The organism is Roseomonas marmotae, from assembly GCF_017654485.1.
GTDB classification, from domain to species: domain Bacteria; phylum Pseudomonadota; class Alphaproteobacteria; order Acetobacterales; family Acetobacteraceae; genus Pseudoroseomonas; species Pseudoroseomonas marmotae.
Window position 1 is genome coordinate 2211334 of record NZ_CP061091.1, and the last position, 22171, is coordinate 2233504.

The 22171-nt window shown below is 67.6% G+C and carries 20 protein-coding genes; 8 read left to right on the plus strand and 12 right to left on the minus strand.

What is annotated here, in order from left to right; all coding sequences use genetic code 11:
• Window positions 1-69: 69 nt before the first annotated feature.
• The 9 genes from lpdA to hutC form a co-directional block, all read right to left on the minus strand.
• A complete protein-coding gene (gene lpdA, locus IAI58_RS10485; RefSeq protein WP_207445981.1) occupies window positions 70-1464 on the minus strand; it encodes a dihydrolipoyl dehydrogenase in 1395 nt (464 codons plus the stop codon).
• A 15-nt stretch (window positions 1465-1479) separates the two neighbouring features.
• On the minus strand, window positions 1480-1968 hold the full coding sequence (locus IAI58_RS10490; RefSeq protein WP_207445982.1) for a GNAT family N-acetyltransferase: 489 nt from the start codon (window positions 1966-1968) through the stop codon (window positions 1480-1482).
• Window positions 1965-3269, minus strand: a complete 1305-nt coding sequence (locus IAI58_RS10495; protein ID WP_207445983.1) for a pyruvate dehydrogenase complex dihydrolipoamide acetyltransferase — start codon at window positions 3267-3269, stop codon at window positions 1965-1967. Before IAI58_RS10495 ends, IAI58_RS10490 begins: the two co-directional genes overlap by 4 nt.
• Window positions 3270-3283: 14 nt before the next feature.
• The gene (locus IAI58_RS10500) at window positions 3284-4699 is read right to left on the minus strand and encodes a pyruvate dehydrogenase complex E1 component subunit beta (protein ID WP_207445984.1); all 1416 of its coding nucleotides are present in this window, start codon (window positions 4697-4699) and stop codon (window positions 3284-3286) included.
• Window position 4700: 1 nt separating this feature from the next.
• The gene (pdhA, locus tag IAI58_RS10505) at window positions 4701-5741 is read right to left on the minus strand and encodes a pyruvate dehydrogenase (acetyl-transferring) E1 component subunit alpha (protein ID WP_207445985.1); all 1041 of its coding nucleotides are present in this window, start codon (window positions 5739-5741) and stop codon (window positions 4701-4703) included.
• Between the two features lie 251 nt (window positions 5742-5992).
• Window positions 5993-7210 carry an imidazolonepropionase gene (hutI, locus tag IAI58_RS10510; RefSeq protein WP_207445986.1) on the minus strand — a complete coding sequence of 406 codons (1218 nt, stop codon included), beginning with the start codon at window positions 7208-7210 and terminating at the stop codon, window positions 5993-5995.
• A gap of 3 nt (window positions 7211-7213) precedes the next feature.
• Window positions 7214-8716: a histidine ammonia-lyase gene (gene hutH / locus IAI58_RS10515; RefSeq protein WP_207445987.1), complete on the minus strand. Its 1503-nt coding sequence runs from the start codon at window positions 8714-8716 to the stop codon at window positions 7214-7216.
• Complete coding sequence (hutU, locus tag IAI58_RS10520; RefSeq protein ID WP_207445988.1) at window positions 8713-10389, minus strand: urocanate hydratase; 1677 nt, start codon at window positions 10387-10389, stop codon at window positions 8713-8715. The genes hutH and hutU overlap by 4 nt, the downstream gene beginning before the upstream one ends.
• 13 nt (window positions 10390-10402) lie before the next feature.
• A complete protein-coding gene (hutC, locus tag IAI58_RS10525; RefSeq protein ID WP_207445989.1) occupies window positions 10403-11119 on the minus strand; it encodes a histidine utilization repressor in 717 nt (238 codons plus the stop codon).
• Between the two features lie 77 nt (window positions 11120-11196).
• On the opposite strand from hutC, the gene IAI58_RS10530 reads away from it, so the two are divergent.
• Both IAI58_RS10530 and IAI58_RS10535 read left to right on the plus strand, forming a co-directional pair.
• A complete protein-coding gene (locus IAI58_RS10530; RefSeq protein ID WP_207445990.1) occupies window positions 11197-12576 on the plus strand; it encodes a formimidoylglutamate deiminase in 1380 nt (459 codons plus the stop codon).
• Window positions 12573-13412, plus strand: coding sequence for a GNAT family N-acetyltransferase (locus tag IAI58_RS10535; protein ID WP_207445991.1), 840 nt, complete (start codon window positions 12573-12575; stop codon window positions 13410-13412). The genes IAI58_RS10530 and IAI58_RS10535 overlap by 4 nt, the downstream gene beginning before the upstream one ends.
• On the opposite strand, the gene IAI58_RS10540 is transcribed toward IAI58_RS10535, so the two are convergent.
• Entirely contained in the window at window positions 13413-14429 is a 1017-nt protein-coding gene (locus IAI58_RS10540) for a dipeptidase (protein WP_207445992.1), read from the minus strand.
• 80 nt (window positions 14430-14509) lie between these two features.
• Entirely contained in the window at window positions 14510-15697 is a 1188-nt protein-coding gene (locus IAI58_RS10545) for a serine hydrolase domain-containing protein (protein WP_237182302.1), read from the minus strand.
• Between IAI58_RS10545 and msrA the strand changes: the two genes are divergently transcribed.
• Window positions 15696-16253, plus strand: coding sequence for a peptide-methionine (S)-S-oxide reductase MsrA (msrA, locus tag IAI58_RS10550; RefSeq protein ID WP_207445993.1), 558 nt, complete (start codon window positions 15696-15698; stop codon window positions 16251-16253). The two genes, IAI58_RS10545 and msrA, sit on opposite strands and share 2 nt — an antisense overlap.
• 18 nt (window positions 16254-16271) lie before the next feature.
• Here msrA and IAI58_RS10555 read toward each other — a convergent pair whose 3' ends face one another.
• Window positions 16272-17759, minus strand: a complete 1488-nt coding sequence (locus IAI58_RS10555; RefSeq protein WP_207445994.1) for a SulP family inorganic anion transporter — start codon at window positions 17757-17759, stop codon at window positions 16272-16274.
• Between the two features lie 474 nt (window positions 17760-18233).
• Here IAI58_RS10555 and IAI58_RS10560 point away from each other — a divergent pair, with 474 nt between their 5' ends.
• The 5 genes from IAI58_RS10560 to dksA all read left to right on the plus strand — a co-directional run bounded on the left by IAI58_RS10560 (window position 18234) and on the right by dksA (window position 22074).
• Window positions 18234-18974, plus strand: a complete 741-nt coding sequence (locus IAI58_RS10560; protein ID WP_207445995.1) for a GntR family transcriptional regulator — start codon at window positions 18234-18236, stop codon at window positions 18972-18974.
• Window positions 18975-19095: 121 nt separating this feature from the next.
• A complete protein-coding gene (gene rpmF / locus IAI58_RS10565) occupies window positions 19096-19299 on the plus strand; it encodes a 50S ribosomal protein L32 (RefSeq protein WP_207445996.1) in 204 nt (67 codons plus the stop codon).
• A 113-nt stretch (window positions 19300-19412) separates the two neighbouring features.
• Entirely contained in the window at window positions 19413-20435 is a 1023-nt protein-coding gene (gene plsX / locus IAI58_RS10570) for a phosphate acyltransferase PlsX (protein ID WP_272877188.1), read from the plus strand.
• Window positions 20436-20478: 43 nt separating this feature from the next.
• A complete protein-coding gene (locus IAI58_RS10575) occupies window positions 20479-21453 on the plus strand; it encodes a beta-ketoacyl-ACP synthase III (RefSeq protein ID WP_237182303.1) in 975 nt (324 codons plus the stop codon).
• Between the two features lie 207 nt (window positions 21454-21660).
• Window positions 21661-22074 carry an RNA polymerase-binding protein DksA gene (gene dksA, locus IAI58_RS10580; protein ID WP_207446098.1) on the plus strand — a complete coding sequence of 138 codons (414 nt, stop codon included), beginning with the start codon at window positions 21661-21663 and terminating at the stop codon, window positions 22072-22074.
• The last annotated feature ends 97 nt before the right edge of the window (window positions 22075-22171 follow it).

The following is a 22171-nucleotide window of genomic DNA, read 5'->3' on the forward strand; positions in this document are numbered from 1 at the left end:
GAGGCGCCCGGCTGGCTGTCTATAGAGCGGATGCGCCCCGGAAGGCGAGGCGCATCCCTCCAACGGGGCCTAGATGTGGATCACCCGACCGAAGGCATCAAGCACCGACTCATGCATGGCTTCCGAGACCGTGGGGTGGGGGAAGACCGTATGCATCAGCTCCGCCTCTGTCGTTTCCAGCGTCCGGGCAATGGTGTAGCCCTGGATCATCTCGGTCACCTCCGGCCCGACCATATGGGCGCCCAGCAGGGCCCCGGTCTTGGCGTCGAAGACCGTCTTCACGAAGCCTTCAGGCTCGCCCAGAGCGATGGCCTTGCCATTGCCGATGAAGGGGAAGCGGCCGACCTTCACATCGTGGCCGGCTTCCTTGGCGCGGGCCTCGGTCATGCCGACGGAAGCGACCTGCGGGCGGCAATAGGTGCAGCCCGGGATGTTGCTGACGTCCATCGGGTGCGGGTGCTGACCGGCGATAGCCTCCACCACGATGACGCCCTCATGGCTGGCCTTATGCGCCAGCCAGGGGGCGCCGGTCAGGTCGCCAATGGCATAGACGCCATCCTCGCCGGTGCGGCCATATTCGTCGGTGACGATATGGGTCCGTTCGACCTTCACCTTGGTGCCTTCCAGGCCGAGATCCTCGACATTGCCGACGATGCCGACGGCGGAGATCAGGCGGTCGGCCACGATCTCCTGCACCTTGCCATCCACCTCGATAATGGTGGTGATGCTGTCGCCATTCTTGCGGACACCCTGCACCTTGGCGGAGGTGAGGATCTTCATCTTCTGCTTCTCGAAGGACTTCCTGACGAAGGCGGAGACTTCCGCGTCCTCGACCGGCAGTACGCGGTCCATCGCCTCGACCAGCGTGACCTCGGCGCCCATGTTGAGGAAGAAGGAGGCGAATTCCGAGCCGATGGCGCCGGAGCCGATCACCACCAGCCGCTTCGGCATGATGTCGGGGGCCAGAGCCTCGCGATAGGACCAGATCAGCTTGCCGTCCGGCTCGATGCCGGGAATGACGCGGGCACGGGCGCCGGTGGCCAGGATGATGTGCCTGGCCTCGATCTCCGCGACCGGCTTGCCGTCCTTGGCGACGGAGAGCTTGCCCTTGCCGGCCAGCTTGCCGTGGCCATCGAAGACCGTGACCTTGTTCTTCTTCAGCAATCCCTTCACGCCGGCGGAAAGCTGGCCGGCCACTTGGCGGGACCGCTTCACGACCTTGGCGAAGTCGTAGCGGATATTATCCGCCGCGAAACCATACTGATCCAGGCTGTGCAGCAGGTGGTTGATCTCGCTGGCCCGCAGCAGCGCCTTGGTGGGGATGCAGCCCCAGTTCAGGCAGATGCCGCCGAGGTGCTCGCGCTCCACCAGCGCAACCTTCATCTTGAGCTGTGACGCGCGGATGGCGGCGACATAGCCGCCGGGGCCGCCACCCACCACTACCAGGTCGAACTGCTCGGCCATGTCTGATTGTCCCCGTCAGGCCTCGGCGGCCAGGGCGCGAAGCGCCGGGCCGGAGAGCCGTTGATCCGTCCATTCCGCGCGCCCGACCGCGCCGATCCTCCGGTAGAAGGTAATGGCGGGTTCGTTCCAGTCGAGCACGTTCCACTCTACCCAGGCATGGCCGGCTTCCAGCGCATGCCGCGCCGCCGCCTTGAAGAAGGCCAGGCCGATGCCGCGCCGCCGATGGGCCGGATCGACATAGACATCCTCGATCCAGAGCCCGGCCTTACCGGCAAAGGTGCTGAAAGTCGGGTACCAGAGGCAAAGGCCGACGGCTTCGCCATCGACCTCCGCGATCAATCCCTGGATACGCTTGCCGGCCAGGGCGCCGTAGTAATCCTGCGCCGTGGCCCTCACCTCATGGGCCAGCTTCTCATATTCCGCCAGGGCGGTGACGAGGCGGAGCACCGCCTCGGCGTCACGCGGCCGGATCTCGCGGAGGGAGAAGCCGGAGCCCCCGTTCACAGCATCAGGCTCAGCGGATCCTCGACCACCTTCTTGAAGGCGGCGATGAACTCGGCGGCCAGCGCGCCATCGACCACGCGATGATCGACCGACAACGTGCAGGTCATCACCGTCGCGATGGCCAGCGCGCCATCCTTCACCACCGGGCGCTGCTCCCCGGCGGAAACCGCCAGGATCCCGGCCTGCGGCGGGTTGATGATGGCCGAGAAGTCGCGCACCCCGTACATCCCCATGTTCGAGATGGAGAAGCCGCCGCCCTGGAATTCCTCGGGCTTCAGCTTGCCGGCCTTGGCGCGGGAAGCCAGGTCCTTCATCTCGTTGGAGATGGCGGCCAGGCCCTTCTGGTCGGCCTTGCGGATGATCGGCGTGATCAGCCCGTCCGGGATGGACACGGCCACCGAGATATCGACGTCGTGGTACTGGATGATCGCGTCGTCGGTCCAGGAGGCATTGACGTTCGGGAACTGCCGCAGCACCCGCGCCGCCGCCTTGATGATGAGGTCGTTGACCGAGAGCTTGAAGGCGCCCGGGCCGTCCTTCGGCGCGCGGGAATTGAGGTCGGCGCGCAGCTTCAGCAGCGCGTCGATCTCGATATCCATCGTGACGTAGAAATGCGGGACGGTGGATTTGCTCTCGCTCAGCCGCCGCGCGATCACCTTGCGTATGCTGCTGTTCGGCACGGCGGTGTGAGGCGCCGTGATGGCGGGGGCAGGGGCCTTCGGCGCCGGGGCGGCAGCCTGCGGCTGGGCGGTGGGCGCTGCCGCCTGCGGCTGCGCCGCCGGCCTGGGCGAGGAGGAAGCTCCCTCCACATCCGCCTTCACGATGCGGCCATTGGGGCCGGAGCCCTTGATGCCTGAAAGGTCAATGCCCGCCTGCTGGGCCATCCGCTTCGCGAGCGGGGAGGCGAAGACGCGGTCGCCCGAAGCCTGCGCGGTCGGGGCCGGCTTGCTCTCCGGGGTCGCGGCCGCCTTGGGCTGCTCGGCGGGGGCAGGCTTGCTCTCCGGCGTGGCTTCCTGCTTCGGCGCCGCCTTGGGCGCATCGCCGGAGGGAACTTCCTCGCCTTCCTCGACCAGGATGCCGATCGGGTCGTTGACCTTCACGCCTTCCGTGCCGTCCGGCACCAGGATCTTGCCGAGGACGCCTTCGTCCACGGCCTCGAATTCCATGGTGGCCTTGTCGGTCTCGATCTCGGCGATCACATCGCCGGCCTTGACCGCCTCGCCTTCTTTCTTCAGCCAGCGCGCCAGCGTCCCCTCCGTCATGGTCGGGGAGAGGGCGGGCATCAGGATGTTGGTGGCCATCGTCCCGCTTCCTCTTACTTCTTGTAAGTAACGCTCTTGGCCGCGTTGACCACGTGTTCCACGGTCGGCAGCGCAAGCTTCTCAAGGTTTGCCGCATAGGGCATCGGCACGTCCAGGCCCGCCACGCGCACCGGGGGCGCGTCGAGGTAGTCGAAGGCGTTCTCGATGACCTGCATGGCCACCTCGCCGCCGATGCCGGAGAAAGCCCAGCCTTCCTCGACCGTGACCAGCCGGTTGGTCTTCTTTACCGACTCCACGATGGTGTCGATGTCCAGCGGGCGGATGGTGCGGAGGTTGATGACCTCGGCCTCGATGCCTTCCTCGGCCAGCTTCTCGGCCGCCTTCAGCGCCAGCCCGACCTCGATGGAGAAGGCGACGATGGTGACGTCCTTGCCCTTCCGCTCGATCTTGGCCTTGCCGATGGGCAGGATGAAATCCTCGTCCACCGGGCATTCGAAGCTCTGCCCGTAGAGGATCTCGTTCTCCAGGAAGACCACCGGGTTCGGGTCGCGGATGGCGGCGCGCAGCAGGCCCTTGGCATCGGCCGCGGACCAGGGCGCCACCACCTTCAGGCCCGGCACATGCGCGTACCAGGAGGCGTAGCACTGGGAGTGCTGCGCCGCCACGCGCGCCGCCGCGCCGTTCGGCCCGCGGAAGACGATGGGGCAACCGAGCTGGCCACCGGACATGTACAGCGTCTTGGCAGCGCTGTTGATGATCTGGTCGATGGCCTGCATGGAGAAGTTGAAGGTCATGAACTCGACGATCGGGCGCAGGCCCGACATCGCCGCGCCCACCGCCATGCCGGTGAAGCCGTGTTCGGTGATGGGGGTATCCACCACGCGCTTCGGGCCGAACTCTTCCAGCAGGCCCTGGGAGATCTTGTAGGCACCCTGGTACTGCGCGACTTCCTCGCCCAGCAGGAAGACATTCTCGTCGCGCCGCATCTCGGCGGCCATGGCATCGCGCAGTGCCTCGCGCACGGTAATGCTCTTGGTCTCGCCCCAATCGCGCTCTGGCTCCGGCGTGGCCGCCTTGGTCTCGGCCGCAGCACCTTCATTGCGCTCCGTGCCGCGGGCCGCCACGGCGCCGGAATCCTCGGCATCCTTCGCGATCTGGCCGAGCTCGCCACCGGCGCGGGTGGCGTTGGAGACCGGCTGTTCCGGCCCCTGGCCAGCCTTCTGGCTGTCGCCGCCATCCAGTTCGGCGATCGCGGAATTCACCTGCACGCCTTCAGTGCCCTCCGGCACCAGGAGCTTGGTGATCTGGCCCTCATCGACGGCTTCCACTTCCATGGTCGCCTTGTCCGTCTCGATCTCGGCGATCACGTCACCGGCGGCAACGGTGTCGCCTTCCTTCTTCAGCCACCGGGCCAGCTTTCCCTCCGTCATGGTGGGGGAGAGGGCGGGCATCAGGATCGTCGCACCCATCTCAGCGGGCCTCCAGCAGAACGTCGGTCCAGAGTTCGCTCTCGTCCGGCTCGGGCGAGGTTTGTGCGAATTCCGCGGCATCGGCCACGATAGCCTTGATCTCGTCGTCGACCTTCTTGATGGCGGCTTCGTCCATGCCGCCTTCAAGCAGGATCTTCCGCACAGTCTCGATCGGGTCGTGCAGCTCGCGCATCTTCTGCACTTCCTCGCGCGTGCGGTATTTCGCGGGGTCGGACATGGAGTGGCCGCGGTAGCGGTAGGTCTTCATCTCGAGGATGTAGGGGCCGTTGCCGGCGCGGCAGTGTGCCACGGCGCGCTTTCCGGCCTCGCGGACCGCCCGCACATCCATGCCGTCCACCTGCTCGCCCGGGATGCCCCAGGGCGCACCATCCTTCGAGCGGTCCTTGGAGGCCGAGGCACGCTCGGCGCTGGTGCCCATGCCGTATTTGTTGTTCTCGATGATGAAGACGACCGGCAGCTTCATCAGGGCGGCGAGGTTGTAGCTCTCGAAGACCTGGCCCTGGTTGGCGGCGCCATCGCCGTAATAGGTCAGGCAGACCCTGCCGTCGTTGCGATACATATTGGCGAAGGCCAGGCCGGTGCCCAGCGACACCTGTGCGCCCACGATGCCATGGCCACCGTAGAAGCCCTTCTCGCGGCTGAACATGTGCATGGAGCCGCCCTTGCCCTTGGAGTAGCCGCCGCTACGTCCGGTCAGCTCTGCCATCACGCCGCGCGATTCCATGCCGGTCGCCAGCATATGCCCGTGGTCGCGGTAGGAGGTGATGACCTGGTCACCGGGCTCCAGGCACATCTGCATGCCCACCACCACAGCCTCCTGGCCGATATAGAGGTGGCAGAAGCCGCCGATCAGCCCCATGCCGTAGAGCTGGCCCGCCTTTTCCTCGAACCGTCGGATAAGGAGCATGTCACGATAGGCCTGGAGCAGCTGCTCCTGCGACAGAGCTTCCTTCCCGGGGGAAGGTGCCGCCCTTGCCTTGCCGCGACGCTTGGTGGTGGCCGCTTCGGCGCCCTGAACCATACGGCTGCTCCTGCATGATGGCTGCGCTGCGCGATATTGGCGGCGCCGCAAGACGCAGATACGTGGCTGAAGTCATGACTGCAAGCATCCGCCGCCATCTAAGTCTTTGATGGTGCGCTGCAATATTGATATTAACCACATTTCGGTTAAAGATGAGCGAGAGTCTTGTATAAGATATCTTATCGCTAAAAGGTTGCTTTCGCGGAATTGAGCCGGAGCGCCGGCCTTCCGGACGCATACAAGGCGCCCGCCTATTCTCCGGTTGAACTTGCAGCCTCACGGCCCCCGAGCACCCGCCCCTGGCACGGATTGCCGCCGAGCCAGTAACAAAGCTCCGCTGGCCGGGCGATCTGGAACAATGACAGATCGCAGCGCAACCCCGGGCGGAGCATTCCGCGGTCCCGGAGGCCCAGGGCAGCCGCCGCATGGCGCGTGACGCCAAGCAGGGCCTCCTCCACCGTCAGCCGGAACAGGGTGCACCCCATGTTCAGCATCAGCAGCAACGATCGGGCGGGGGAGGAGCCGGGGTTCATGTCGGTGGAGAGCGCCATGCGGAGCCCCGCCTCCCGCATGGCCGCGATATCCGGAAGCCTGGCTTCGCGGAGGAAGTAGGTCGCCCCCGGCAGCAGCACGGCCACCGTGCCGGCCTCCGCCATGGCCTTCAGCCCCTGCGGATTGGCGTGTTCCAGATGATCCGCCGAGAGCGCGCCATGCGCCGCTGCCAGGGCCGCGCCGCCGAGGTCGGAGAGCTGGTCGGCATGAAGCTTCACCGGCAGCCCGGCCGCGCGCGCCGCTGCGAAGACGCGGGCGGTCTGCGCGGGTGAGAAGGCGATGCCCTCGCAGAAGGCATCCACCGCATCCGCCAGCCCGACGGAGGCGGGGATGATGTCCTCAGCCACGTGACGTGCGTAGGCTTCGGCCCCGCCGGGAAATTCCGGCGGCACGGCATGGGCGGCCAGCAGGGTTGTCACCACCTCCACCGGCAGGACCTCACCGAGCCGCCGCGCCACGCGCAGCATCTTCAACTCGCTCTCCAGCTGGAGCCCGTAGCCGGACTTGATCTCGACCGTGGTGACGCCTTCCGACATCAGGCCCTGGAGGCGGAGAAGGGCGCCCTCGAACAACTCCCTGCTGCTGGCGGCACGGGTGGCGCGTACGCTGGAGAAGATACCGCCGCCCGCCCGGGCGATCTGCTCGTAGGTGGCGCCGGCCAAGCGCTGCTCGAATTCGGCGGCGCGGTTGCCGCCGAAGACCAGATGCGTATGGCAGTCGATCAGGCCGGGCAGGATCCAGGCGCCGCCACAATCCACCGTCTCGCCCGCCGCTTCCGGCAGGTCGGCGCGGCGCCCTACCCAGGCGATGCGACCGCCCCGGCACGCGACCGCGCCATCCTCGATCAGCCCCAGCGGCGCTTCTGGCGGTCCGTTCATGGTCGCGAGATGGGCGTTCATCCAGACACGGTCGAACATGCCTCAGACCTTTTCGACAAAGCCGGCGAAGGTGCCGCGTTCGACCAACCGTTTCACCGCCGCGATATCGGGCGCCATGTGACGGTCCTCCTCCCAGGGTGCCGCATGTTCCCGCACCAGGGCCAGTGCATCCTCCAGCGGTGCCGAGGATGTCAGCGGGCGGTGGAATTCGATACCCTGCGCCGCCGCCAGCAGCTCTATGGCCAGGATAACCGCGGTATTCTCCGCCATCTCCGCGAGGCGCAGCGCGGCGCCGGTCGCCATGCTGACATGGTCTTCCTGATTGGCGCTGGTGGGCAGGCTGTCCACGCTGCGGGGATGGGCGAGGGACTTGTTCTCGCTGGCCAGCGCGGCAGCGGTCACCTGGGCGATCATGAAGCCGGAATTCAGCCCGCCCTCCCGCACCAGGAAGGCCGGCAGGCCTGAGAGTGCGGGGTCCGTCAGCAGCGCTATCCGCCGTTCCGCCAATGCGCCGATCTCGGCCATGGCGAGGGCGATGTTATCGGCGGCGAAGGCCACGGGTTCCGCATGGAAGTTGCCGCCGGACAGAACTTCGCCCTCCGGCGTCACCAGCGGATTGTCCGTGACGGCATTCGCCTCCCGCTCCAGCACCTGCGCGGCATGGTCGAGCTGGTCGAGGCAGGCTCCCATCACCTGGGGCTGGCAGCGCAGGCAATAGGGGTCCTGCACGCGGGTATCGCCTTGCCGGTGACTCTCGCGGATGGCGCTGCCGGCCAGCACGGCGCGCAGCGCGGCGGCGACGCGGATCTGCCCGGGCTGGCCCCGGAGCGCGTGGATCCGCGGGTCGAAAGGGGTGTCGGAGCCGCGCGCGGCATCCACGCTCATGGCGCCGGAGGTCAGCGCGGTGCGCAGCAACATGCGCGTGGTGAAAAGGCCGGTCAGCGCCAGGGCGGTGGAGACCTGCGTTCCGTTCAGCAGCGCCAGCCCCTCCTTCGGCCCGAGGGCGAGCGGCGGGATGCCGGCATGCCGCAGCGCCTCGGCGCCGGGTACCACCGCGCCTCCGACCAGAGCCTCACCCTCGCCGATCAGCACCAGCGCCAGATGCGCCAGCGGCGCCAGGTCGCCAGAGGCGCCGACCGAGCCTTTCGCCGGAATGGCGGGCAGCGCGTCGGCGTTCAGCAGGGCCAGCAGGGCCTCGACGACCACCGGTCGCACCGCGGAGGCGCCACGTGCCAAGGACAGGGCTTTCAGGGCCAGGATCAGCCGCACCACCGGGGCGGGTAGCAGGGGGCCTGTACCGGCGGCATGGCTGCGCAGCAGGTTCAGTTGCAGTTTTGCCAGATCGGCGCTGCCGATCCGCTGGCTGGCCAGCTTTCCGAAGCCGGTATTGACGCCATAGAGCGCCTCGCCTTCGGCGATCCGCGCGGCGAGGGCAGCGACGGAGGTCTCGACCTGGACCTGCCAGCCTTGCGGCAGTTCCAGCGGCTCGCCCTGCAGGATGGCCTGCAAGGTTTCCAGGCTTGCGGCGCCGGGCTCGACGATCATTCCGCGCCGCCGATCATCGGCAGGTCCAGGCCGAATTCCCGCGCGCAGTCGATGGCGATGTCATAGCCGGCATCGGCATGGCGCATCACGCCCGTGGCCGGGTCGTTCCACAGCACCCGCTTCAGGCGCCGGGCCGCATCTTCCGTGCCGTCAGCGACGATCACCATGCCGGCATGTTGGGAATACCCCATGCCGACGCCGCCGCCGTGATGCAGCGATACCCAGGTGGCGCCGGAAGCCGTGTTCAGCAAGGCGTTCAGAAGTGGCCAGTCTGAGACGGCATCCGATCCGTCACGCATCGCTTCCGTCTCCCGGTTGGGGGAGGCGACGGAGCCGGAATCGAGGTGGTCGCGGCCGATCACGACAGGGGCGGAAAGCTCGCCCTTCGCCACCATCTCATTGAACGCCAGCCCCAGCCGGTGCCTTTGCCCCAACCCGACCCAGCAGATGCGCGCGGGCAGGCCCTGGAACCTGATGCGCGCCTCCGCCATGTCCAGCCAGCGGTGCAGGTGCCTGTCCTCGGGGATCAGTTCCCGCACCTTGTCATCGGTCTTGCGGATATCCTCCGGGTCGCCGGAGAGCGCGGCCCAACGGAAGGGGCCGACGCCCCGGCAGAAGAGCGGCCGGATATAGGCGGGGACGAAGCCGGGGAAGTCGAAGGCATTGGCCAGGCCCTCATCCTTGGCCATCTGGCGGATGTTGTTGCCGTAGTCGAGCACGGCGCTGCCCATCTTCTTGAAGTCCAGCATGGCCTGTACATGCGTAACCATGCTGCGCCGGGCAGCGGCGGCGACGCCGGCGGGGTCGCTCTGGCGCTTCGCCTCCCATTCCGCCAGCGTCCAGCCAGCGGGCAGATAGCCGTTGGACGGATCATGCGCGCTGGTCTGATCCGTGACGATATCCGGCACGACGCCGCGCCGCACCAGTTCCGGAAAGATCTCGGCGGCATTGCCGAGCAGGCCGACGCTGATGGCGCGCTTCTCGTCGCAGGCGCGGCGGATAATGGCCAGGGCCTCGTCCAGGCTATCGGCGCGCTGATCGAGGTAGCCGGTCTCCAGGCGCTTCTCGATCCGGCTGGGCTGGCATTCCACCGCCAGCACGCAGGCGCCGGCGAAGACACCCGCCAGCGGCTGCGCGCCGCCCATGCCGCCGAGGCCCGCCGTCAGGATCCAGCGCCCCGCCAGGTCGCCATTGAAGTGCTGCCGCCCGGCCTCGGCAAAAGTTTCGAAAGTGCCTTGGACGATGCCCTGCGTGCCGATGTAGATCCAGGAGCCGGCCGTCATCTGGCCGTACATCATCAGCCCGGCGCGATCGAGCTTATTGAAGTGCTCCCAGCTTGCCCAGTTCGGCACGAGGTTGGAATTGGCGATCAGCACGCGCGGCGCATCGGCATGCGTTTCGAAGACGCCCACCGGCTTGCCCGACTGCACCAGCAGCGTCTGGCTTTCCGTCAGGCGCTTCAGCACGGAGACGATGGTCTCGTAGCTCTTCCAGTCGCGGGCCGCGCGACCGATGCCGCCATAGACGACCAATTCGCCCGGGCGCTCAGCGACCTCGTCATCCAGGTTGTTCATCAGCATGCGCATCGCCGCCTCGGTGGTCCATTGGCGGGCGCTCAGCACATTGCCGCGCGGTGCGCGGATAGCCGGGGCGTTGCGGAAACGGTCCTGCATGAATCTGCTTCTTTCAGAAGGCGCCGCCAAGGCGATAGCGGCTTCCGGGATGGGTCAGCCAGGCGCGCGTCGCCACCATCCGCCGCGACCAGGTGCGGCGGTGGATGAGCAGGCATGGCTCGTCGGAAGTGATGCCCAGTGACGCCGCGGCCGCGTGATCGGGGCGGATGGCTTCCACCACATGCTCCACACGCTCGGCCGGCGCGCAGGCCATCAGATGGGCATAGGGGGTGAGGCGGGTGAAATCCTGCGCCAGGTAGTCGGGGGCGATGAGCGGGTTCACCAGCCGGTCCTCCAGCTGCACGGGAACGCCGTTCTCCAGATGCACGATGCGGCTGTGGAAGAGGAGACTTCCCTCCGGCACGCCGAAGGCGATGGCGTGCTCGGCCTCGGCGGCGCGGCGGTCCAGCTCCTCCACGCGGGTCGAGTGCGTATTGCCGCGCCCCGTGACCTCCTGGGCGATGTCCCGCAGTTCCAGCAGTGCCGATTGCGGCGGCCCCCCGGCAACGAAGGTGCCGACGCCCTGAACCCGCTTCAGCAGGCCGGCGTCCGCCAGCTCCCGCAGCGCCCGGCCGACGGTCACGCGGGAATGGCCGGTCAGCCGGACCAGTTCATTCTCCGAGGGCACCCGGTCCTCGACCGACCATTCGCCGCTGCGCACGCGGTCCATGATGAAGCGCTTGATCTGCTGGTAGCGCGGTTCCGTGGGGTTGAATGCGGGCTGCGGCATGGCGTTCATGCTGGTTGTATTGACAACCATAGTCAACCTGAAAAGGATAAGCCGCCAGCTGTCCCAGGAGGCCCGCCATGTCGCGATTCCACGCTGCCCACGCCCTGTTGCCGGAGGGGTGGGCAAGCGACGTGCTGCTGGAGGTCGATGGGGACGGAACCATCCTCTCTGTGGCCCCTTCGGCCAGCGTGGCGGGTGCGGAACGGCTTGCCGGCCCGGTCATTCCAGGCGTGCCGAACCTGCATTCGCATGCCTTCCAGCGCGCCATGGCCGGGCTGACCGAGCGCCGTTCCCCTCCGGAAGCACGCGACGCCGAGGGAGGGGAGGATTCCTTCTGGACCTGGCGGCAGACCATGTATCGCTTCGTTCACCGGCTGACGCCGGAGGATGCGGAGGCCGTGGCGGCGCAGCTCTATGCCGAATGCCTGGAATGGGGCTTCACCAGCATCGCCGAGTTCCACTACCTGCATCACCAGCCCGATGGCACGCCCTATGCGGCACCGGCGGAAATGGCGCTGCGCCATCTCGCGGCGGCGCGGGAGGCCGGCATCGGCATCACGATGCTGCCCAGCCTCTACCGCCATGGCGGCATCTTCGGGAAAGACCCGGTGCCGGGCCAGCGGCGCTTCCTGAACGACCTCAACTCCTACTGGCGGATTGTCGAGGAGGTCCGCACGGCCATTGCCGGCGATCCGCAGGCCGGGCTGGGGCTCGCGCCCCATTCGCTCCGCGCCGTGACGCCGGAGATGCTGCGGGAGGTATCGCGGTTCGATGGCCCCATTCACATCCATGCGGCCGAGCAGCTTCGGGAGGTCGCGGAATGCGAGGCCGCGACCGGCGCCCGCCCGGTCCAGTGGCTGCTGGACCAGATGCCCGTGGATGCGCGCTGGTGCCTGATCCACGCCACCCATATGACCGATGACGAAGCCGCCAGCCTGGCCCGCACAGGCGCGGTCGTGGGGCTCTGCCCGAGCACCGAGGCTTCGCTCGGGGACGGCATCTTCAACTACCCTGCCCATGCGAAAGCAAAGGGCAGGTTTGGTTTCGGGACAGATAGCCATGTCGGCGTCTCCCCGAGGGATGAGATGCGGCAACTGGAGACCAGCCAGCGTCTGGCTCGCCATCTGCGCTCGATGGTGACGGATGCCGCCCGCCCGCATCCCGGCCGGAACCTGCTGGAAGCGGCCCTGGCCGGGGGCGGGCAGGTCAGCGCACGGCGCATCGGCGCCATCGCGCCCGGCTATCGGTGCGATCTGGTGGAACTGGACCCCGACCACCCCTCGCTGACGGGCCTTTCCGGCGATACCCTGCTGGATGCCTGGGTCTTCAGCGGCCAGGGCAACCCGGTGCGCCGTGTGGTCGTGGGCGGGCGGGAAGTCGTTAGCGACGGCCGGCATCATCGGCGGGAGGCCATCGCCGAACGCTACCGGCAGGCCATGAGGAGGCTCACCGCGTGACAGTCACCATCCGCGCTGCAGGCCGCGAGGGCCTGACCCTGATGAGCGAATGGGCGGCGCGGGAGGGCTGGAACCCAGGCCTTTCCGATGCGCTGGCCTTCCATGCCGCCGATCCCGGCGGCTACCTGCTGGCGGAGGATGCCGGCGAGGCCGTGGGCTGCATCTCCGCCGTGAGGCAGGGGCCGGGCCACGGCTTCATCGGCTTCTACATCGTCCGCGAAGACCGGCGTGGCCAGGGCATCGGCCTGAAGTTGTGGCAGGAAGCCATGGCGCGGCTGGCTGGCCGGGTGATCGGGCTGGATGGTGTGGTGGCGCAGCAGGCGAATTACGCGCGGTCGGGCTTCCAGATGGGCTGGCGGAACATCCGCTATGGCGCCGTCCATCCGCGGCCTGTCCGGCGGTGGGCGGGGGAGATCGTCCCAGTCTCCAGCCTGCCGTTCAGCGCCGTGCTGGAGCTGGATGCCTCTGTCCTGCCCGCGCCGCGCGAGGCTTTCCTGCGTGCCTGGCTCGATGCGCCGCAACATCGCAGCCTCGTGGCCCTGAGGCATGGCGCGCCCGTGGCCTTCGGAACCCTCCGCCCCAGCCATGAAGGGGCAAGGATCGGACCGCTGACCGCGACGGATGCCTGCGCCGCCCGCGCCCTTTTCGATGCCCTGATCGAAGGGCAGGACGGGCCGGTCTTCCTGGACCTGCCCGAACCCAACCAGATGGCCAGGGAACTGGCCGAAGCCGCCGGCATGACGCCGGTCTTCGAGACCGCACGCATGTATGCCGGCCCGCAGCCCGCGCTGGCACTGGACCGGATCTTCGGCCTCGCCAGCTTCGAGCTGGGCTGATCAGCCGCGCGAGGCCACGGCCTCCGCGGCGCGCATCAGCCGCAGGAAGTTACCGGACCACAGCAGGCCGATCTGCTCCGCGTCATAACCACGGCGCGCCAGCTCGGCCGTGAGGTTCGGCGTCTCGGCCGCGTTGCGCCAGCCTTCCACACCGCCGCCGCCATCGAAGTCGGAGGAAAGCCCGACATGCTCGATGCCCATGCGCTTCACGGCGTAATCCACGTGGTCGGCGATATCGGCCACGCTGGCGCGGAACCGCCCATCGGCATCGGCATTGCGAAGGAAGGCCGGGACGGCGGTGATCTGCATGAGGCCGCCGGAGGCCCGGAGCGCGTCCATCTGCTCATCATCCAGGTTGCGCGGATGGTCGCGCAGCGCGCGGCAGCAGGTATGCGTCGCCACGACCGGGGAGCGGGAGATCTCCACCGCCTGCATCATGCCACTTTTCGCGACATGGGAGACATCGACCATGATGCCGAGGGCATTCATCTCGGCGACGACGGCGCGGCCCAGTTCCGAAAGCCCGCCATGCAGGCTGGGCGCATCGCCCAGGGCCGGGACAGGGATGGCGGAATCCGAGATCAGGTTGTGGCCGTTATGGGTCAGCGTCAGGTAGCAGACGCCGAGCCCCCGCCAGAGCGCGAGGCGTGAGAGTTCCTCGCCCATCCCGTAGCCGTTCTCCACCGCGAGCAGCACTGCCGTCTCACCTGCGGTGAAGGCAGCCTCGACATCGGCGGCGCGGCTGGCGATGCGGCGGCCCGCACCGGCGGCCGAGGCGCGGATGGACCGCAACATGGCCTCGGCGCGCAGGGCGGCGGCCTCATGGGCATGCGGGGTGCGCGGGCCCTGGGGCACATAGGCCGCGAAAACCACGCCATCCATCCCGCCTGCGGCCATCTTGGGATAGTCGACGCAGCGGTCGGTCTGGCCGCGGGGGTCCGGCGGCTCCGGCCAGGGGATATCGACATGGGTATCGAGGCAGAGGGTCTTGGCGTGCAGATCGGCGGTATCGGTCATGCGGGCAGGGTCCAGGCGGACAGTTCAGGGCGACCAGCCTTCCCCTCGGCGGGCCGCCCGTCAACTGTCCGCCAAGCAGGTCAGCGCAGCGCGGAGGTCACGCGGGCCAGCATTTCCGGCAAGGCGGCCGAGTTCAGCCAGCGGAAGACGCCGACGATCTCATGCGCGGGGTCGATCCAGATGACATTGCCGCCGGCCCCCTGGGCGAAGACGCTCTCGCGGCTGGCGCCGGGATAGCGGCCCTGGCCGTTCAGCCACCAGAGCAGCCCGTAATCCGCGTTCAGCCGGCAGGGGGTCGTGCAGGCGGCGACCCAGCCTTCCGGCAGGACCCGCCGGCCATTCCAGACGCCGTCCTGCAGCATCAGTTGGCCGATCAGCGCCTGATCCTCGGCATGGGTCACCACGCCGCCACCCCAGTGGCCGCCACCGGAGACGGAGGGCATGCGCTTGCCGTCGATCTCGACGAAGCTGGTCGAATAGCCCGCCCAGCGCCAGTCCTGGCTGCCGCCGATCGGGTCCATGATCCGCTCGGCGAAGACTTCGGGCAGCGGGCGGCGGAATCGGTGCAGCAGGGCCAGCGCCAGGGCATTGACCCGCACATCGTTGTATTCCCAGTACTCGCCCGGTGGGGCGAGGGGGCGGTCGATACCCTTCGGCCCGGCACCCTCACGCCGCAGGTCGCGCCCGCGGTCGATGCGGTCGGCCTTGCCGAACAGCGTGCCTTCCCATTCGCTGGTCTGGTCCAGCAGCATCCGCCAGGTAATGGCGCCATTGCGCGGGCCAGAGAAGGCGGGGTCGGTGACGCTGGCGGAAACGGGTGCGTCGAGGTCAGTGATGAGCCCGTCGCCCAGGGCCAGCCCGGCCAGCAGGGCCAGGTAGCTCTTGGCGACGCTGAAGGTCATGTCCGCCTGGCGGGTGTCGCCCCAGGACACCACCCGCTGGCCCCGGCGCATCAGCAGGCCGTTCGGCGCGCCGCGCGGGAAGACCGGGCCGAGCACCTCGTTATCCGGCGGCGGCTCGAAGTAGCCGCCTTCCAGATGGGCGAGCAGGTCGCGCGGGAAGGGGGAATCATGCGCCTCGGCGAAGGCAGCGGCCTCAGCCAGGGCGCTGGGGTCGAAGCCGGCCTGAGCGGCGGCGGGGGAGTCGGTGGTAAGGCTCGTCATGACGACACGGTGACGGTCAGGGCGCCTGCCGGCAAGGGGGTGCGGCACGTCTTCGCCGACACCATATTCCATCACCGCCCGCTTCCCCGATGGAGAGACGCTCATGCCGAATACATCCTCGACCGAGACCGCCATCCTGGGCGGTGGCTGCTTCTGGTGCATCGATGCGGCGTTCCGTGAGCTGACCGGCGTGACCGAGGTGGTCTCCGGCTATGCCGGCGGCCATGTCCCGAATCCCAGCTATGAACAGGTCTGCGGCAAGCAGACAGGCCATGCGGAGGTGGTTAAGCTGACCTTCGACCCCGCCGTGGTCAGCTATGCCGATATCCTGCGGATCTTCTTCACCCTGCACGACCCGACCACCAAGGACCGCCAGGGCGCCGATGTCGGCCCGCAGTATCGCAGCATCATCCTGACCTTGAACGAGGAGCAGGAGCGGACCGCTCGCGAGGTCATCGCGGAATTGGATGCGCAGGGCCTGTGGCCCGCGCCTATCGTCACCGAAGTGGTGCCCGCCGGCCCCTTCTGGCCAGCGGAGCCGGAGCATCAGGACTACTTCGTGCGCAACCCCTGGTCCGGCTATTGCCGTGTCGTGGTGGCGCCGAAGGTTGCCAAGTTCCGCAAGAGCTTCGCCGACCGGTTGAAGACCCACGCCGCCTGAGGCGGCGCAGGGTCGGCCTCAGTGGCTGGCGGACCGGGCGGAGCCCGGCTTGTCATGCTGGCCGAGACGCTCGACCAGCGTGGCGCTGGCCTCGTTGAGGCCCAGCAGCTCGACCTCCGCGCCACGCGCGCGGAGGGTCAGCACCACACGGTCCAGGGCGCCGATGCTGCTGATATCCCAGAAATGCGCGGCGGAAACGTCGATCTCCACCCGCCGCAGCCCTTCCTTCAGGTCGAAAGCGGCGAGGAAATCCTCGGCCGAGGCGAAGAAGACCTGGCCGGTGACGGTGTAGCGGCGGTACTGCCCGTCTTCGGCCAGGGTGGAGGTCACGGCGAAGAGGCGCCGCACCTTGCCGGCGAAGAAGATGCCGCTGAGCAGAACGCCCACCAGCACGCCCCGCGCCAGGTCATGCGTCAGCACCACCACCAGGACGGTGGCCACCATCACGACGGAGGAACTGCGGGGATGCGTCACCAGCGTCTTCAGCGAGGACCACTGGAAGGTGTTGATGGAGACCATGATCATCACCGCGACGAGCGCCGCCATGGGTATATGCGCGACGACATTGCCAAGCGGCACAACCAGCAGTAGCAGCACCGTTCCGGCAATGAAGGTAGAAAGCCGCCCGCGACCGCCGGAGGTGACGTTGATCACGGACTGGCCGATCATGGCGCAACCGGCCATGCCGCCCAGGAAGCCCGTGGCGAAATTGGCCAGGCCCTGCCCGACGCATTCCCGGTTGCGCTGGCTGGGGGTATCCGTCAGCTCATCCACCACGGCGGCCGTCAGCAGCGATTCCAGCAGCCCCACCGCCGCGAGCGTGGCGGAGTAGGGGAAAATGATCTCCAGCGTTTCCCAGTTCAGCGGAACGTCGGGGATCAGGAAGGACGGCAGGCTGTCCGGCAGCGCCCCCATGTCGCCTACGGTGCGCAGATCGAGCCCGAGCGAGAGCGAAAGTGCCGTCAGCACCACGATGCAGACGAGCGGGGAAGGGACGATCCTGGTGGCGCGCGGCAGCAGGTAGATGATGGCGAGTCCGGCGGCGACCATCACGTAGGTCAGCGGCGGCACGCCGATCAGTTCCGGCAACTGCGCCATGAAGATCAGGATGGCCAGCGCATTCATGAAGCCGGTGAGCACGGAGCGGGAGACGAATCGCATCAGCCGCCCGAGTCGTGCCGCGCCCGCGAGGATCTGCAGGAGCCCAGTCAGGATCGTGGCGGCGAGCAGGTACTGCAGGCCGTGATCCTTCACCAGGTCGACGACCACCACGGCCATCGCGGCCGTGGCGGCCGAGATCATGGCGGGACGCCCGCCCGCAATGGCGGTGATGACCGCGATGGAGAAGGAGGCGTAGAGCCCTACCTTCGGGTCCACGCCGGCGATGATGGAGAAGGCAATTGCTTCGGGGATCAAGGCCAGGGCGACGACAAGGCCGGAAAGCAGGTCGGCACGGACATTGCCGAACCATTCGGCGCGCAGACGGCCGAGGTCGAATACAGGCATGTGAGATACTCTATAGGCAGGCAGAGCAGGATTCGCGGCGGAGCAGGTCGGCGCCCTCGGTGACGCGGCAGCAGGGGCTACGGGTTTCCGAAGGTCGGCCGGGAGATGCGCGAAGCCTACATTGGCCTTCCTGCCATCGTGCTACGGCGCACAGGTAGCCCGATGAAACGGGTGCCGCAATTCATTTAACGCAAGGGGCAGGGCGCCGGCAGGGAAGCGCCAGGCGCTGAAAACGCGGACGGCGCCAGGGGCAGTGATGCCCGGCGCCGTCGAACGCGCGTCCCATTACGGGATCTTCCCCCCCCAAACTCGGCCTGCGAAGCAATACCGAGAGCCTCTGTCTATCGAAGTCTTGTATAAGACACAAGTCTGATTTGCCGCCTCTCTTGATCCTGCCGCGAGGATCGGGAAAACAGCGTGCTGACGTTCCCGAATCGCCGACGGATCGCCGGAAGGCCATCAGCACTTATGTCCATGAGTATCCCCCCCAAGCCTCGGGAGAGGCTCGATGCGCGCCCGCTCTACCAGCAGGTCGAATCGGTGCTGATCGACCGGATCGCCGGCGGAGAATGGCCGCCGGGCCACGCCCTGCCGGCCGAGCCCGAGTTGGCGGCGGAACTGGGCGTTTCCCAGGGGACGGTGCGGAAGGCGCTGGCGGAGCTGGAGCGTCGCAATCTGATTGAGCGCCGGCAGGGGCGCGGCACCACGGTGCTGCGCCATACCGGTGATACCGCCCGCTTCCATTTCTTCCGCCTGCGGGACCTGGAGGGCACGGCCGTGGTATCCCGCATCGTCGTGCTCTCCTGTGAGGCGGGGGAGGCGGACGCGGCCGAGGCCGCCAATCTCAGGCTGCCCCAGGGCACACCGGTTTTCCGCCTCCGCCGGCTGCGGCTGGTCGAGGACACCCCGCGGATCTTCGAACGCTGCACCCTGGTGGCGGAACGGCTGCCCGGCTTCCACCTGCCTCAGGGCGACCTGACCACCGAACTCTACGTGCATCTCCAGCGCGCCCATGGCGTGACCATCGAGCACGCGGAGGAGGACCTCTCCGCCCAGCCCGCCGGGCCGGAGGAGGCGGAGGTGCTCGGGCTGCCAGAGGGCAAGCCCTTGCTGATGGTGCAGCGCCTGGCTTTCGACATCGCCCGCAGGGTGGTGGAGCACCGCGTGTCTCTGATCGATACCGAACACTACCGCTACGCCGTCCGGCTGGATTAAGCCGCTCTTCTGGCTACGACTCCCGCCGCAATGCTTGCGCCGTGGGGGGTGGGGTGGTAATGCGCCGCCTTCCTTATTGACCGCTGACGACTACAGCACGATCAGAGAGAGGCCCGGCGCCATGGCCGTTCCGAAGAAAAAAGTTTCGCCGTCCCGCCGTGGTATGCGACGCAGCCACGCGGCTCTGTCGACCGAGGCGCACCACGACTGCCCGAATTGTGGTGAGCTGAAGCGGCCGCACCATATCTGCGCCTCCTGCGGCCATTACGATGGCCGTGAGGTCGTGCCGGCCGGTAAGGCCCTGAAGGCCGCGGTCCGCGTCTGATACCCTCGGCACGCCCAACGGAAGCAGCGATATTGTCCCAGGCGGATTCCTCCCGGGTCGCTTCTCTCAAGGGCGAGGCCAGCAAGCCCGTTCCCGGTAGCTTCGACCTCGCCATCGACGCGATGGGGGGCGACCATGCGCCGGAAGCGGTGCTGGACGGGCTTGAGTTGGCGGTCGAGCGCCACCCGAAGGCGCGATTCTTGCTAGTGGGGGACGAGGCGCGCCTCACCCCTCTGCTGGCGAGGCGTCCGCGGGTGGCCAAGGCCTGCGCCATGCGCCATGCCCCGGATGCCGTCTCGGGTGATATGAAGCCCACGGCTGCCCTGCGTATGCGGCATTCGTCCATGCGCATCGCCATCGACGCCGTGGCGGCAGGTGAGGCCGCGGGCGTTGTCTCGGCGGGCAATACCGGCGCCTTGATGGCCTTGGGCAAGATCGTCGTGAAGACCTTGCCCGAGATCGATCGTCCCGCCCTGGCGGCCATCGGTCCCTCGGCGCGGGGGGATGTTGTCCTGCTCGACCTCGGGGCCAATATCACCTGCGACGCCCGCAACCTCGTCGAGTTCGCGGTGATGGGCGATGCCTTCGCCCGCGCGGTGCTGGGCCTGCCGAACCCCTCCATCGGGCTGATGAATGTCGGCAGCGAAGAGCTGAAGGGCGATGAGCGGGTGCGGCAGGCTGCCGAACTGCTGAAGCTCTCGCCTCTTGCCGCCAATTTCCACGGATTCATCGAAGGGCATGATATCACCTCCGGCACCGTCGATGTGGTGGTGACGGATGGCTTCACCGGCAATGTCGCACTGAAGACCGGTGAGGGCGCCCTGAAGCTGGTAGGTGGCCTGCTGAAGCAGGCCTTTACCTCCTCCCTTGCCGCCAAGTTGGGCTATCTTCTGGCCAAGCCCGCGCTCGACCGGCTGCGGGAGTGGATGGACCCCCGCCGCTACAACGGTGCCGTGCTGATCGGCCTCAATGGCCTGGTGGTAAAGAGCCATGGCGGCACCGATGCCCTCGGCTTCGCTCATGCGGTTGACGTGGCCATGGATATGGTGGCGCACCGGGTGAATGACCGGATTCGTGAGGGGCTTGCCGCCATGCCGAGCAGCGCCCCCACGCCCGCCAGCGTGACCACAGAGTGACGCCGGCCCGTCGCTGAACCTGCCTTTCGGACATCATCCTTCCATGACTTCCTCCGCTTCGGATATTCGCGCCGTCATCGCAGGAACCGGCGGCTATCTGCCGGCGGAAGTCCTGGACAACGAGGCCATTGCCCGGCGGCATGGCCTTGATACCTCCGATGCCTGGATCGTCGAGCGCACCGGCATTCGCCAGCGCCATCTGGCGGCGCCGGGCCAGACCGCTGGCGATATGGGCGCCGAAGCCGCGAAGGCCGCGCTGGAGCAGGCCGGGATCGCCGTGGCCGAGGTGGATGCGATCATTGTGGCCACGGCCACGCCGGACTCCGTCTTCCCCTCCACCGCCGCCCGGATCCAGGCGAAGCTCGGTGTCACGCGCGGCTTTGCCTTCGACATCTCGGCCGCCTGCACCGGCTTCGTCTATGCCCTTTCCATCGCGGATGCGATGCTGCGGGCTGGCCAGGCCCGCTGTGCCCTGGTCATCGGCGCCGAGGTCTTCACCCGCCTGCTGGACTGGACCGACCGGGGTACCTGCGTGCTCTTCGGGGATGGGGCAGGGGCCGTCGTGCTGCGGGCCGTGCCTGCCGCGGAGGCCGGAGATCGCGGCATCCTTTCCACCCATCTTCATGCCGATGGCACCCAGGGCGATATCCTGAGTGTCGACCCCGCCACGCAGGTCGTGCGGATGACGGGGCGTGAGGTCTTCCGCCACGCCGTCTCCAAGCTGGCGGCGGTGGTGGATGAGGCCCTGGACGCCAATGGCCTCGACCGCTCCCAGGTCTCCTGGCTGGTTCCCCATCAGGCCAATCAGCGCATCATCGACGCCATGGGCCGCAAGCTCGGCCTGCCGCCGGAACGGGTGGTCTGCACCGTAGACCGCCACGCCAATACCTCCGCCGCCTCCATCCCCCTGGCGCTGGCTGAGGCCACGCGGGATGGCCGCATCAAGCCTGGAGAGCTGGTGCTGATGGAGGCCATCGGCGGGGGATTGACCTGGGGCGCGGCATTGGCGCGCTTCTAAGAACAGGGCAGAACAAACGATGCTGCCGCCGAAACGGTCACGGTGTTGGCAAATAAGGCATAATGGCGCGGCGGTGGCAGAGATGGGCGATAGAAACGTTGCAAGTCCCGTTTGCGTTGAGGAATGCCCAACGTTATGTTCCGCCCGCCCAGGGGGTGGCGGGTCTAGTAAACTGCCCCTGTCCTGGTCGGGGGATCGAGTTCAATGCTGATCACGTTGCCGCCTGACTACCTGCCCTCGGAAACCGAGGAGTTCATGAACCCCCTGCAGCAGGCATATTTTCGCCAGAAGCTTTTGCGCTGGCGGCAGGACCTGTTGCGTGAGGCCGGAGATACTCTGGCCAGTTTGGGCGAGGGTGGTATTGCTGAGGCCGACCTGACGGATCGGGCCAGCGTGGAAACCGACAGGGCTCTGGAACTGCGCACCCGCGACCGGGCACGCAAGCTCATCTCGAAGATTGACCAGGCCCTGGAGCGCATCGCCAACGGCAGCTACGGCTACTGCGAGGAGACCGGAGAGCCGATCGGCCTGCGCAGGCTGCAGGCCCGCCCGATTGCCACGCTCTCGATCGAGGCCCAGGAACGGCATGAGCGGATGGAGCGTATTCACCGCGACGACTGAAGGCCGTCTCCCGTCGAGGGGCAACGGCTTCCCGGCTCATCGGATTGATGAGGTGCGAAAGCTCAGTCCAGACTGAGCTTTCGCACTTTTTTTATTG